The sequence below is a fragment of the Paraglaciecola sp. L1A13 genome (genome assembly GCF_009796745.1).
Taxonomy (GTDB): Bacteria; Pseudomonadota; Gammaproteobacteria; order Enterobacterales; family Alteromonadaceae; genus Paraglaciecola.
Genome location: NZ_CP047024.1, coordinates 4827265 through 4841099, shown reverse-complemented (window position 1 = coordinate 4841099; position 13835 = coordinate 4827265). Strand labels below are relative to the sequence as shown.

The 13835-nt window shown below is 43.4% G+C and carries 16 protein-coding genes; all 16 read left to right on the top strand.

Annotation, left to right across the window (positions count from 1 at the left end; translation table 11 throughout):
- The first annotated feature begins 191 nt into the window (after positions 1-191).
- Positions 192-1124, top strand: a complete 933-nt coding sequence (locus tag GQR89_RS20645; RefSeq protein ID WP_158771968.1) for an MSHA biogenesis protein MshI — start codon at positions 192-194, stop codon at positions 1122-1124.
- Positions 1121-1732, top strand: coding sequence for a PilN domain-containing protein (locus GQR89_RS20640; RefSeq protein ID WP_158771967.1), 612 nt, complete (start codon positions 1121-1123; stop codon positions 1730-1732). Before GQR89_RS20645 ends, GQR89_RS20640 begins: the two co-directional genes overlap by 4 nt.
- The gene (gene gspM / locus GQR89_RS20635) at positions 1729-2430 is read left to right on the top strand and encodes a type II secretion system protein GspM (RefSeq protein ID WP_158771966.1); all 702 of its coding nucleotides are present in this window, start codon (positions 1729-1731) and stop codon (positions 2428-2430) included. The genes GQR89_RS20640 and gspM overlap by 4 nt, the downstream gene beginning before the upstream one ends.
- Position 2431: 1 nt before the next feature.
- Complete coding sequence (locus GQR89_RS20630) at positions 2432-2782, top strand: MSHA biogenesis protein MshK (protein WP_158771965.1); 351 nt, start codon at positions 2432-2434, stop codon at positions 2780-2782.
- The gene (gene mshL, locus GQR89_RS20625) at positions 2772-4427 is read left to right on the top strand and encodes a pilus (MSHA type) biogenesis protein MshL (protein WP_158772347.1); all 1656 of its coding nucleotides are present in this window, start codon (positions 2772-2774) and stop codon (positions 4425-4427) included. Before GQR89_RS20630 ends, mshL begins: the two co-directional genes overlap by 11 nt.
- A 4-nt stretch (positions 4428-4431) precedes the next feature.
- Complete coding sequence (locus tag GQR89_RS20620; protein ID WP_158771964.1) at positions 4432-5340, top strand: ExeA family protein; 909 nt, start codon at positions 4432-4434, stop codon at positions 5338-5340.
- Positions 5337-6416: a lipopolysaccharide assembly protein LapB gene (locus tag GQR89_RS20615; RefSeq protein ID WP_158771963.1), complete on the top strand. Its 1080-nt coding sequence runs from the start codon at positions 5337-5339 to the stop codon at positions 6414-6416. Before GQR89_RS20620 ends, GQR89_RS20615 begins: the two co-directional genes overlap by 4 nt.
- On the top strand, positions 6413-8293 hold the full coding sequence (locus tag GQR89_RS20610) for a GspE/PulE family protein (RefSeq protein ID WP_158771962.1): 1881 nt from the start codon (positions 6413-6415) through the stop codon (positions 8291-8293). Before GQR89_RS20615 ends, GQR89_RS20610 begins: the two co-directional genes overlap by 4 nt.
- Positions 8286-9503 carry a type II secretion system F family protein gene (locus GQR89_RS20605; protein ID WP_158771961.1) on the top strand — a complete coding sequence of 406 codons (1218 nt, stop codon included), beginning with the start codon at positions 8286-8288 and terminating at the stop codon, positions 9501-9503. Before GQR89_RS20610 ends, GQR89_RS20605 begins: the two co-directional genes overlap by 8 nt.
- 3 nt (positions 9504-9506) lie before the next feature.
- A complete protein-coding gene (locus GQR89_RS20600; RefSeq protein ID WP_158771960.1) occupies positions 9507-10019 on the top strand; it encodes a hypothetical protein in 513 nt (170 codons plus the stop codon).
- An 18-nt stretch (positions 10020-10037) separates the two neighbouring features.
- Positions 10038-10676 carry a type II secretion system protein gene (locus GQR89_RS20595; protein ID WP_158771959.1) on the top strand — a complete coding sequence of 213 codons (639 nt, stop codon included), beginning with the start codon at positions 10038-10040 and terminating at the stop codon, positions 10674-10676.
- A gap of 102 nt (positions 10677-10778) precedes the next feature.
- Complete coding sequence (locus tag GQR89_RS20590) at positions 10779-11333, top strand: prepilin-type N-terminal cleavage/methylation domain-containing protein (protein WP_158771958.1); 555 nt, start codon at positions 10779-10781, stop codon at positions 11331-11333.
- An 82-nt stretch (positions 11334-11415) separates the two neighbouring features.
- Positions 11416-11985, top strand: coding sequence for a prepilin-type N-terminal cleavage/methylation domain-containing protein (locus tag GQR89_RS20585; protein ID WP_158771957.1), 570 nt, complete (start codon positions 11416-11418; stop codon positions 11983-11985).
- Positions 11972-12541 (top strand): prepilin-type N-terminal cleavage/methylation domain-containing protein, encoded by a 570-nt coding sequence (locus tag GQR89_RS20580; protein WP_158771956.1) that lies wholly within the window; start codon positions 11972-11974, stop codon positions 12539-12541. Before GQR89_RS20585 ends, GQR89_RS20580 begins: the two co-directional genes overlap by 14 nt.
- Entirely contained in the window at positions 12541-13371 is an 831-nt protein-coding gene (locus GQR89_RS20575) for a type II secretion system protein J (protein WP_158771955.1), read from the top strand. Before GQR89_RS20580 ends, GQR89_RS20575 begins: the two co-directional genes overlap by 1 nt.
- Positions 13352-13801 carry a type II secretory pathway protein gene (locus tag GQR89_RS20570; RefSeq protein WP_233269032.1) on the top strand — a complete coding sequence of 150 codons (450 nt, stop codon included), beginning with the start codon at positions 13352-13354 and terminating at the stop codon, positions 13799-13801. The genes GQR89_RS20575 and GQR89_RS20570 overlap by 20 nt, the downstream gene beginning before the upstream one ends.
- Positions 13802-13835 lie beyond the last annotated feature (34 nt).

Genomic DNA, 13835 nt, shown 5'->3' with positions numbered 1-13835 from the left:
TTGTCTAATTGTTTGCGCCTCGCAATGTCGTTATTGTCTTCTATACTAAAGCAGAATTACACTGTTAAACACCAAGTTAACTTATTGGTATAGCTAATAAATCATGAATGGAGCAGGGATTTATATTACTAGCGCTTTATTCCAAAGTTTGTTGTAATGTCAACGTAATGTAACAAGGTATGAACCGAAAAATGCGAATTAGCTGGCGGGAGGTTATTAAGCAGTATTTTAGTAAGCCTTCAAAGTTTCATTCAATTGGAATTGAACTTGGCGATGCCGAGCTGCACCTGAATGTTATTCAGAGAAAATCTGGTAAGTTTGAGTGGGTAAAACAACATAGCCTGCCTATGCAAGATTGGGCGAAGCATCTTGCAGCCTACGTAGAGCAAAATAAATTGGCTCGTACCCCCTGTTATGTGGCGTTAGGGCTAAATAAATATCAACTTTTTCAAATCGATAAGCCAGATGTTGAAGAGCAAGAAGTTGCAAAAGCGCTGAAATGGCAAGTTAAAGAACAGTTAATTGGCACAGATGAACACGTACTCGATTATTATGATCACCCCGATGCCATAGGCGGCAAAGAAAAAGTCAACGTTGTTGCCGTCAGTCGCCCTCAAATTAGCGCAATTATAAAAGGTATTCTTAAAGCCGATTTAAAACTTGTGACTATCAGCATAGAAGAGCTGGCTACCAGCGAACTGTTGCCTACTAACGATGATGCTATTTTGACCTTGTTTCAAGAGAAAGGGGGGCAGATTAATTTAAACATTATCAAACAGGGTAAGCTGTTTTTCTCACGCCGATTGAAAGGTTATGAAAACTTACCGAGCTTTTCATTAGAAGAATTTCAGATGGGGATGGGTGACACGTTAAGTGTGGAAATTCAGCGTTCTATGGATTATTTTGAGAGCCAGCTGCGTCAAGCCCCAGTAAGAAGCATAGTGGTGTACTTAAATTCCCCAATACAACAACAGCTAGCCAAAATTATTAAAGATTTGACCTTTATGCCGGTAGAGGTAATGGCTTTGCCCTTAAATTCACCAGAGATTAATCAAACTATCAGTTTAGCCAGTTTAGGCGCCGCTTTGTCCGAAACGGAACTCGGTAATGGGGCTACCCAATGAAGTCACGTATTAATCTATTTCTACCAGAGCTACAACCCAAATTAGAAGTGTTGACGTTGTCATTTGTACTGTCTATCTGGTTTGTTCTATTGACTATTATTAGCGTCGTTTACTTTCTAAGTTATACCCAAGAACGAGATATTCTTGATGAGTTGACCACGGCACAAAATCAAAAAATACAAATTGAAGACAGATTGATGGCGTTAAATGAATCTCTTGGCAGTCGCACAAAAGATCCTGAGTTGGTTGCTGCAATTGAGAGTAAGCAATTTGGTATAAGGCAGAAGCAAAGAATAATTGATGAACTTTCAGGTCAAGAGCAGTTTAAATCTAATGGTTTCGCTGGGCTAATGAATGGCTTGGCGCTCAATCATCAAGCAGGTTTATGGCTAACACGTATTCACCTTGATGAACGACAAGTCATGATCGAAGGCGGCGCCACCGACTCGTCTCTTATACCTAAATGGGTTAGTAGTTTGAGTTTAACACAACGCTTCAAAGGTCAAGAGTTTGCTACTACTAAACTTTATCGTGATGAGAATGAACAGCTGATGTTTACCCTAGGCACAGAAAATTCATCACAAGCGCAAGGAAAAGAGCAACCATGAACCAAGGGCTAAGCGATAGATATAAAACGCTGTTTGAGCAGTTTCAAAACATTACTCAGCGTGAAAAAATGCTTATTTTAGTCGCTGGTGCAGTGGTTATTATTATGGTGGGTTACATGTTATTTATTGAACCCTTGAATGAAAAAATCGTGCGAGAAGCGCAAGATTTAGCCGCTCAGCATAATCAGTATCGCAGTGTCGAAGCCCAATTAGCTGTCAGTGAACAACTATTTAATAACGACCCAAATCTTCAGTTGGCTGATTCTTTGGCTAAGTTAACCCAACGAATGAAAGAATTAGATACGCATTTACAGCATCAAACGGTGAATTTGGTGCGCCCAACACAAATGCCGATGTTACTTGAGAAAGTACTAGCAGATAGTGAGGGCGTGACCTTAGTGAGTATGCAATCTATTGCGCCAACTGCTGTGCTTAGTACTACTATGAAAAACAATGATGAAAAAGAGATCAATGATGACGTCAACACATCAGACGATATCAATTTGTACCGTCATGGCGTGATGTTATCGGTCAAGGGAAGCTATTTTGATATTCAACGTTATTTGACCAAGATTGAAAGTCTTAAGTGGCAGTTTTATTGGAAGCGCTTTAACTATGCGGTGGACAACTATCCAAATGCATTGGTCGAGGTTGAGCTCTATACGCTCAGTACTAGCGAGGCATTTATAGGTGTGTAATATGAAAATTAAATTTGCTTTTATATCTAAATGGTTACTGGTTGTATTGGTATCTGGCATGACAGCCAATGCACAAACATTAATAGATCCCACGCGACCCATGAATGCCATTTCTAGCACTTCAGCTGAAGCAGAACAGGACGATATACTTATTCTGAATGCAATTTTTATCAATGGTGTTAATAAGCGCGCCATTATCAATGGAGTGAATGTGGAAGAAGGGCAGAATGTGGCTGGGAAAACGCTTGTATCAATCAGCAATAATCGAGTTGTATTGCGCGGCTCCGATGGCTCGCAGGAACTTTTCGTTAATCAGTCTCAATTTATAAAAGATGCAAATGATGGATTTTAAGCGTATTACTTTAGCCGGTCTTTTGCTGGTATTAGTTGCCTGTCAGTCGAAACATGATACTCAGCATTATGAGAAGTCACTGGACGACGCAATCGCGGATAGCGACCAGGCGGTGAGCCATAAAAAACAAGATGTACCCCTTTTACCTGATGCAGTTCAGCAAACCTTAATGCCACAATCAGAAGGAACAGATAACGTTCTTTTTGGTGAGCCTAAATTCGATATAAACGCACAACAAATCGATGCGGTAAGCTTTTTCGCTGGAATAGTGGAAGACACCCCTTTTAGTGTGGCTATTCATCCGTCTGTTTCCGGCGTAATTACACTTAATTTAAAGCAAGTCACTCTTGAGCAAATTTTTGACATCGTCACTGAAATCTATGGTTATGATGTGCAGCGTAGGCAAAACATTTACCGTATTTACCCGTCTGGGATGCGTACAGAAACCTTCGCGGTTAACTATCTATTAATGAAACGTGACGGTGCCACCCAAACCAGTATTACGTCTGGCGGTGTATCCCAGTCGCAAGGTAATAATAGTACACAAAGCGGTTCGCAAAATAGTTTTAGTGGTAATTCGTCAACCAGTAGCGGCAGCTCAAATAGTTTGAATTCTGGAAGTAACGGTAATGGCACCAGTATTTCAACCAGTACAGAAACCGACTTTTGGAAAGACTTACTGGCGTCGCTGCAAGTGATGGTAGGGGTTGAAGATGGTCGGAATGTAATGGTTATGCCCCAAGCTGGGCTTGTTACCGTTAGGGCGTTACCAAGCGAAATTCGTTCAGTGAAAGAGTTTTTAGCTATTTCAGAAGAGCATGTGCAACGACAGGTTATTTTAGAAGCACGTATATTAGAAGTATCCCTAAGTGACGGCTATCAGCAAGGGATCAATTGGACAGAAGTGCTAGCAAACAGTGGCAGTACTGATTTTCAGTTTTCAACTACTTCAGGTAGCTTAGGTGATGCGATTTCAGCTTCGCTAGGAGGCATTACCAGCCTATCGTTTATCAATAAAGATTTCAGTGGCGTTCTTAATTTACTGCAAACCCAAGGTAACGTGCAGGTTTTATCTAGTCCCCGTGTAACGGCTATTAATAATCAAAAAGCGGTGATTAAGGTTGGCGACGACGAGTACTTTGTGACGGATGTTTCCAGTTCAAGTACCGTTACGACGACTACGAGCACCAGTACCCCAGATATTGAACTTACGCCTTTTTTCTCAGGAATTGCCTTGGATGTAACACCGCAAATTGATGCCACCGGCGGTGTATTGCTGCATGTACATCCGTCAGTTATAGAAACTGAAGAACAACAAAAAGTGGTCACGTTAAACGAAGAAGAATATGTACTGCCCTTAGCAGCCAGTAATATTCGTGAATCAGATACCATTATCCACGCCCGTTCAGGTGAAATAGTCGTCATTGGCGGCTTAATGCAGTCGATTATTTCCACGACCGAATCAAAAACTCCTTTGTTAGGGGACATACCCGTGTTGGGTAATCTGTTTAAAAATATTCAAGAAACTGAAACCAAAAAAGAATTGGTTATTTTGCTTAGACCCACAGTGGTAGGTGCAGATACGTGGCGTCAACAATTGCTTAGAAGCCGAAATCAAATGGCCGATTGGCTGCACGTGGAATAACGCGATGTATTTATACCACTACGGTATAAAGGAATTGCCTTTTACCCTTACCCCTAACACTAGCTACTTTTTTGGTCTACCTAGCCATAAAGAAGCCATCGATGTGTTACTCACTGCAATAAAGACCGGTGAAGGTTTTATTAAAGTGACTGGGGAAGTGGGGACGGGCAAAACGCTGATTTGTCGCAAATTGCTTAACGAGCTACCTGAACCATTTGTTGCGGCCTATATTCCGAATCCATATTTGACGCCCAGTGAGTTGCGACGCTCAGTAGCTGCAGAGCTCAACGTGACGTTAAGTAGCAATGCGGATCAACAGGAATTTACCCAGCGTCTTCAACAGCGTCTTATTGAAGTTAATCAACAGAATCGAGGTGTGGTGCTAATCATAGATGAGGCTCAAGCTTTGCCTATTGAGAGTATTGAAGCACTGCGCTTGATCACTAACTTAGAGACTGAATCGCGCAAACTTTTGCAGGTGGTGTTGTTTGGCCAACCTGAGCTAGACGATAAGCTTGCATTACCTGAGTTACGCCAATTAAAACAGCGAGTGACATTTTCCTATGCGCTAAAATTAATGAACGCTGATCAGGTGTTTCAGTATGTGCGTCATCGTATGTCCGTTGCTGGTTATCGCGGTGATGATATTTTTTCTAGTCGTGCGTGTAAATTATTATTTAAAGCCAGTAAAGGCACCCCTCGAATAGTCAATGTTTTGTGCCATAAGGCCTTAATGCTGGCGTATGGCGAAGGGAAACAACAAGTGGAAATTAAGCACATTAAATTAGCCATTAACGATACCGAAGCGGCTTATACCAGTCGATTTAGCGTAGTAAAACTGCTGCTTGGTCTTACCACCACCGTGGTTGTGCTGGCCGCTGCCTATTGGGCTTATCAGAGGTTCGCGTTATGAGTGTGGTCAATAAAATGCTGCGTGATCTTGAAGCGAGGCAAGCCCCCCAAGAATCGGCTAGTGCCGATTATCAGCCGCCAAAGCAGAATACTAAGAGATTGGTGTGGTTGCTGTCACTAATGGTGATTACGCTACTCTTTGCTGCGATTAGTTACATTTGGCCTACCGTGACAGACAATGACGCCTTGTCTAATCAAGACAAGCTAAACCAGATGATCAATCCTGCATTAATAGATATGACAGTGCCTGACCCGATCCAGCCTGATAAACCAGTCGCAGGTGCAATGACGTGGGTTGAACCACCAGACGTTGGGCAATCCGATGTTTCAGAGGCACAGGGGCATCAAGCTGCAGATATGAATTCGCAATTGGAAGCAGCGCCAGTAATAGTAAACAACAAAGAACCACTAGCGTCAGTCGTTCAGCCCCCAGTTGCTCAGGTTAACTCTGATAAGGTGATGCCGCCAACAGCGTCATTTAGTAAAAAAGCCAATCGTAGCCAGAATGCTCAAGCTGGATTAAAACAAAGTATTAATCAGGCACTCAGAGAGGGAAACACCTTAATCGCTATCAACGGCTTACAAAAGCTGCTTAGCAGCGAGCCAGAAAATGTGCGAATTCGCAAAAAATTAGCCTCTCTGTTATTTGCTGAAAACCGTATGCGTGAAGCGCAAGCGCTGCTTAGCGACGGAATCGTGGCCCAGCCTCAACAGCATGATTTACGTTTAATGTTAGCCAGATTATTTGCTCAGCAAGGTGAACCTAAAAAAGCATTGCTACTATTGTTAGAAGTTTCGCCATCGTTGGCCATGCACAGTGATTTTTACGCCTATCGTGGCGCATTAGCACAGCGTTCAGCTGATTATGCTCAGGCTCAGCAAGATTACCAACAATTAGCCAATGCAGAGCCTCAAAAGGCTAAGTGGTGGTTAGGATTAGGCATCGCCCAAGATAGTAGTGGGGATAACCTCTCAGCATTAAAAAGTTATCGCCAAGCTGACAATGAACAGCAATTATCACCTGAAGTGATTACCTTTGTGCGTCAAAGGTTAAATGATTTAGTAGGGATAAAATGAAGCCAAAAACTAAAATTCGCTTAGGAGATCTGCTGGTTCAAAAGGATATCATAAGCGAAGAGCAACTTATGCAGACCTTGTCGGCGCAAAAACAAAGTGGCCGTAAACTTGGATATATGCTTATAGAGCTCGGGTTTATGACCGAAAACCAACTGCTCACCTTCTTATCTCAGCATTTGAATGTACCCCTTATTGATATCACCCAATATCGGGTGTCAGTTGAAGCCGTGTTATTGTTACCTGAAGTGCAGGCTCGGCGCTATCGCGCTTTGGTGCTTGAGGATAAAGGCGATCATTTATTAGTGGGTATGAGCGATCCAGCTGATTTGGCCGCGATCGATATTTTATCTGGTGTTTTGCCTAAGCCAGTGGAAGTGGCAGTGGTCAGTGATGCTCAGTTATTCCAAGCTTATGACCGTTTTTATCGCCGAACCGAAGATATCGCGTCTTTTGCCCAAGAATTGGCGGAAGAATATCAAGAAGATGCCGAGTTCGATTTTAATACTGGGGTTGATAACGAACAAGACACAGCGGTCGCCCGTTTATTACAATCAATATTCGAAGATGCTCTGCAAACTAAAGCGTCAGATATTCATATCGAACCAGATGATGACATGGTGCGCATTCGCCTGCGGGTTGATGGGGTGCTACAAGAAAACATCATCAAAGAAAAAAATATTGCCTCGGCGTTAGTATTACGCTTAAAACTTATGTCTGGGTTGGATATTTCCGAAAAGCGTCTGCCCCAAGACGGACGTACGAATATGCGTATCAAAGGCCATTCTATTGATGTGCGGGTATCAACCATGCCTGTGCAAAATGGCGAGTCTGTCGTAATGCGATTACTCGATCAGTCGGCAGGTTTGTTGTCGCTTGATCAAACGGGTATGCCCGGCCCATTACTCAAGCGATTTCGAGTTCTTCTTAAGCGCCCTCACGGTATGATCCTAGTAACGGGTCCTACAGGGTCAGGTAAAACAACGACCTTATACGGCGCACTTAGCGAGCTAAATCAACCGTCGACTAAAATCATTACCGTTGAAGATCCGGTGGAATATCGCCTGCCCCGTATCAATCAAGTGCAGGTAAATAATAAAATCGGTTTGCACTTTTCAAATGTGCTGCGTACTACCTTACGTCAGGATCCCGATATCATCATGGTGGGGGAAATGCGCGACCATGAAACGGCTGAAATAGGTCTGCGAGGAGCACTAACGGGTCACTTAGTGTTATCGACCTTGCACACTAATGATGCCATCAGCAGTGCTGTACGTTTGCTGGATATGGGCGCACCTGGATATTTGGTTGCCAGCTCATTAAGGGCGGTTATTGCTCAGCGCTTAGTACGTAAAGTGTGTGAAAGTTGCACGCAGACCTACCAACCTAAACCGGAAGAAACCCTGTGGTTACTCAGTATTGATCCGCAAATAACCAATGTCACCTTTCGACACGGGCGAGGTTGTCAGACTTGTAACAACACAGGTTACCGTGGCCGCGTAGGGGTTTTCGAATTATTAGAAATGACCGAAAACATGATGAACGCGTTGAAAATGAATGATTCGATTACGTTTGGCAACGCTGCTCTGCTTAGCCCTGGTTTTGTTCCGTTAGCCAAAGTCGCTTTGACCTATGCAAAAATGGGCATTACGACGGTAGAAGAAGTGCTGAAATTAATTGAAATGGTTGCCGATGAGCGAGCTGATCTATCAACAGATAATATGACTGACGAGCCTCAGGAGCCAAGAGAAGATGAGTCTGTGATGGCTCAAAAGCCGCCCACGGTAAATACAAAACAAGACAAAACAGTGCCTTCAAGCAGCGAGTTTTCCTTTGAGCTAGAGCCTCGCAACGATACCCCGGATGGTGGCAATGGCTAATTTTACCTATACAGCCAGAAACGCAAGTGGAGAGCTAACCTCGGGGAACCTTGAAGCGACCGATGCGTCAAGTGTGGCGCATATTTTATTGGGACGTAAATTCACTCCAATTGAGATCAAAGAGGCCAAAGCGAGTGCTAATACGTCTCTCAATATGTCGCTTTTTACGCCCAAGATTAAGCTGGAAGATTTGATTATCTTTTCTCGACAAATGTTCTCATTAACAAAATCGGGTATTCCAATTATTCGTTCGGTTAAGGGATTAGCCGATACCGCTAGCAGTGAACGTATGACTGTGATTTTAAATGATGTGTGTGATCAACTTGAACGGGGTCGTACATTGTCTTCTGCGATGCACCGCCATAATAAAGTCTTTGGCCAGTTGTTTGTTAGCATCGTGCACGTAGGGGAAAATACCGGGCGATTAGATGAGGCCTTTCAGCAATTATCAGATTATTTAGAGCGAGAACAAGAAACGCGTAAGCAGATCAAAGCCGCTACCCGTTATCCTACTTTTGTCATACTCGCGGTGGTCGCTGCTTTGGTTATTATGAACATATTCGTGATCCCCGTTTTTGCCAATATGTTCAATAGTTTTGGTGCCGAGTTGCCCATAATGACCCGTGTTTTATTAGCTACGTCTGACTTCTTTATTACCAAATGGCCGTACCTATTAGTCGGCATTATTTTTGGCGTATTTTTAATTTCGCATTATATCGGCACTCCCTCAGGTCGATATAAATGGGATAGAACGAAAATACGATTGCCCATAGTGGGAAGCATTTTTGAGCGCACATTACTCAGCCGTTTTGCGCGCAGTTTTGCCATGATGTTACGCTCAGGTGTGCCATTAATCTCCGCCCTAAATTTAGTGTCAGAGGCGGTTAACAATGCCTTTATGGCGGATAAAATCGTGCAGATGCGCAATAACATTGAAAAAGGCGAGAGTCTTTCAAGGGTGGCAAGTTCAAGTAAAATGTTTACGCCTTTAGTGCTACAAATGATTAGCGTGGGCGAAGAAACGGGCCGAGTAGATGAGTTACTCGGTGAGGCGGCTGAGTTTTATGAGCGGGAAGTCGATTACGATTTAAAAAGTTTAACCTCAAAAATTGAACCGATTTTAATTATGATTGTAGCAGCTATGGTGCTCGTATTAGCACTGGGTATATTCACCCCTATGTGGAACATGATGGGGGCAATACAGGGCTAAATTATGCGCAAAAATGAAGCCAGTGAAGAACGTGAACGAAGCATCTTTAATAATTTGGTGGTCGTGGTGGTGTTCACGTCGCTTATATTAGGCTTCATTTTTTATTTCAATGAAAGTAGTCCGAATATTCGCAAAATAGCATTGCAAAACTTAGTCGAACAATTTGGCAAAACGACTTTAAATGCGCATTGGCAATGGCAGAATGAAGGCCGCCCTAGCAGTATTTTGCTTATTGAATATGGCGCTCAAGGCGACGAAATAGGTCGTCACCCCCTTGCCATGACTCACTTAGGCTGGCCGCGCTTAGAGCCTACCAGCAAAGGGTGTGCCGTTTTGTGGCAGGAGATATTGGATCTCGACCTAGAGGTTGAAGGGTTTAAAATGTACGCCGAATTTTTTGATGGGGTGCAATTAAGTAATAATGCTCTGGCCTCTATATGTCGATATAGATTATCAACCGGGCCTTATTTTGAATATAAAGTTTATACGGGACAGGTTTCCAAAATTATAAGTTAATCGAATGGGTAGATAAAGATGATGAAATTAGCGAGAGCACAATGTCAGCCATATTCAGTGGGGCGCCCCCAAGGCCAACAAGGTTTTACCTTGATTGAATTGGTAATAGTGGTCGTTATCTTAGGTTTATTAGCCGCTACGGCCTTGCCACGCTTGCTTGATGTGACTAAAGAGGCCGAAGATGCCACCGTTGATGGCGTAGCAGGGGGGTTTGCAACAGGTGTTGGCTTAATACGGGCTCAGTGGGAAATAGAAGGTCGACCGACCGAAAATTTCTCGACCAACTTGAGCTTTGTGACCATTGACGATATCCGTATCGGAGTGGATCAAGACACAGGATACCCAACTGGTCAGTTGGACACCGATAGCAGCACCGAAGACACCCAAATTAGTTTGTTGGATTGTGAAAGTATTTTTAATTTGATTATGCAAAGTGCACCAACTATTTCATCAGATTGGAGCCAGCGCCCTTTTGAAGATTATCGTTATTTTACTCGCCAAAGTGAAGGCACTGGGTCAGGGGGAAATGACCTTTGTTATTATTATTTAACCCAAACTATAAAAAATGATACGTCGGAACCTGTTGACAACACCGCAGGTAATGGCTTTATATACGACTCAAGAATTGGCCAAGTAATTGTTTTTAGTAATAATTAGTCAATAATTTGACACACTACCATTTGCTAATGGCTGAGGCTGAGGCAAGTGATATAAAATAAATATAGCTTGAAAAAACTATTCAGGAATCGGAGAAACATTATGGGACACAGCAAACAGCAAAGCGGCTTTACACTAATCGAATTGATCATTGTTATTGTTATTTTGGGTATTTTGGCAGTGACTGCTGCGCCGAAGTTCCTCGACCTTCAAGGTGATGCTCGCGCGTCAGTGGTACGGGGAATGGAAGGTGCCATGCAATCAGCCAGTGATATTATTTATGCAAAATCGTTACTTAATGGTACTAATTCATCAGCTGCGGCGACGATCACTTTGAAAAATGGTGATTCAGTACGAACTGATTACGGCTATCCTCGTCATGAATGGTTGCTTACATGGGATGAAATGCTCGATGCTAATATCACTTCTCGAACATCTGGATCATGTATCACAGAATTTTGTGTGGATGATAGTCAAGATATCTCGGCTGATTTGACCGCTGCAGGGGTGACTGCGCCGTCTCCTACAACAGCACTAATCATTTACCCTAATGGCACCACTAATGCGGGTAGCTGCTATGCATATTATACACACGATGAAAGTGCGACTGAAGAAGGTTCAGAGCCAGTACTAGGTAGTATTACTACCGGCTGTTAATTAGCTATGCTGCCTTTGTTCGAGTAAATACAAGTTTGCTCGATGTTTTGTTTCAGCTTTAGCTGTTTTGGGAGCAAATAAAATGAAAACGTTGCTGGGCGTAAACAAATTTCATGTTACTGCTTTGCAACGTGGTTTTACCCTTGTTGAATTGATAGTTGTTATTCTTATTATTGGCATACTGGCGGTATCCGCTGCCAGCCGCTTTGATAGTTCAGGTTACGCCGAGTATGGCTACCAGTCACGTTTGCTGTCAGCCCTTCGCGCCATGCAGCAGCGCGCGATGCAAGACACCCGAGTAGGATACTGCTTTCAAATTAATTTCAACACTAACGACCCCGCTTTTGGTCCTCCTACCCTTAGCTATCTTAACGATACAACAGCAGAGCATACAGCTAGCTGCTCAGGTACTATCGATTTTACTACTGCCGAATTTCTTCGAACCAGTAGCGGTGAAATAGCCAGCGATAACGTGGCCATGACCACCAACGATCTTAATGTGGATACATTCGACTTCATTCGATTTGATAATTTTGGACGGCCTTTAACCAATGTGGGTAGTTGTCAGGTTCAATGCCGCGTGACCTTTCAGGGGCAGCAAGCCCCAGCGATTTGTATTGAAAGCCAAGGGTACATACATGAATGCGAATAAGGTAGGCAAACACCGCGCTGGGCAACTCGGCTTTACTCTGATTGAGCTCGTCATTGGTATGCTGGTGTTTGCGATTGCGGTAACGTTTTTTGTTAGTTTTATTGTGCCGCAAACTACCCGCAGTATTGATCCTATTTTCCAAGTTAGAGCCACTGAGTTGGCTCAATCCCTGATCAATGAAATCAGTGGTAAATCTTTTGATGAAAATTCTAGTCGAAACAGCAATATACGCTGTGGTGAGGCCGCAGCAACGGCGTGCACATTACCTGCAGCACTTGGTCCGGATAATGAAAGTCGCGCTGCGTTTAATGATGTGGACGATTTTGATGGTTTGAATGAAAGCGGTGAGAATATCTTAAGCGCCACGGGAGAAAAAATTGTTATAAATGCCGTTAATTTATATCAGGGATTTCGTGCAAACGTAGCGGTCTTTTACGATGCTGACCTAGATGGCTCGCCTGATAGTGCTGTCAGCACAACAAAGTTGATCATGGTCACGGTCATCATGCCCAATAATGAAAATATGGTATTTTCTACTTATCGGTATAATTACTGATGTCTAGGTCAGTGAAAAACCAAAGTGGGTTTACGTTAGTTGAGCTTGTGACCGTTATCATTGTGTTAGGGGTGGTATCTATCGGCATCTCGAGTTTTATTCGTTCAGGGGTGCAAATATTTAATGACGTTAGTGAGCGTGATGAGTTATTGAGCCAAAGCCGTTTTGTACTAGAGCGTTTAAATCGTGAGTTGCGCAGCGCCGTACCGAACAGCGCTAGGCTTGCTCAGGTTGGAGGCGCCCAATGTGTTGAATTTGTGCCAACGATGTGGGCAACCTATTACACTAGCTTGCCTTTAGTACCGTCAGCCCAGCGTACCGTAAATACGGTTGAATTAGGAGATCCCAACGGGCAGTTCAGTTTGGCGGCGGGTGATATGGCGCTGGTGTATCCCACAGACAGTGATGATGTATATGAGCTGAGTCAGCAAAAAAGACACACAATTTTATCGTGTAGTGATAATGGCATTGACGATAGCTGCACTACGAATGACAGCCCAGAACATTTGGCATCACTTACGGTTGACGGTGCATTTGCGGATATTTCTCCAGCGTCGCGTCTATATATAGTGCGCAGCATGGTCAGTTACTGCGTAAGTGGCGGCAGTATTTTCAGGCAGGAGCGCTCTATTGATCTTGCCCAAACGAGTTTGGGGGTATTGATGGCAGAAAATATCGTCAATGATCTTACTAACCCTGCACAGTTTCCGTTTACGGTGCAACAGGCTACGCTGAATAGAAATGGTTTAATTCAGATTCTACTAGCCTTTGAATTAAATGAAGAAACCATCAACTTAAGCAGTGATATACATGTCCCCAATGTGCCTTAAGTCTGCCCTTATCCCTGATACTGGAACTATGCAAAAGCAGCGTGGAAGCATGCTGGTGATTGCGTTATTCATTATTATTTTGTTGGCGATTTTAAGTTTAGCTATGCTCAGAATGTTAGCTGCTTCAGCAGATAGCGTGGTTAGCGAAGTCTATGGTCAGCGAGCACTAAACGCGGCTAGAAGTGGGGTCGAGCGCTCTATCGCTGCGGCTTTTCCCATCTCTGGTGCGAGTAGTTGTTTAGCATCTGATGTGTTTACGTTCGCCAATACTCCAGGGCTTCTCAATTGTGGTTATGAAAGTCGCTGTTCGGTCGTTACCGTCAGCGATGATGGAGACGATTATCAATATTATCGATTTACCGCTCAAGGTAGCTGTGTTGCAGGTGACATCGTTGTTAGTCGCAATGTGTCGGTCGAAGGGATCCAGTAATGTTATTACTTTGTGCGTACTGCAACGCTTATGT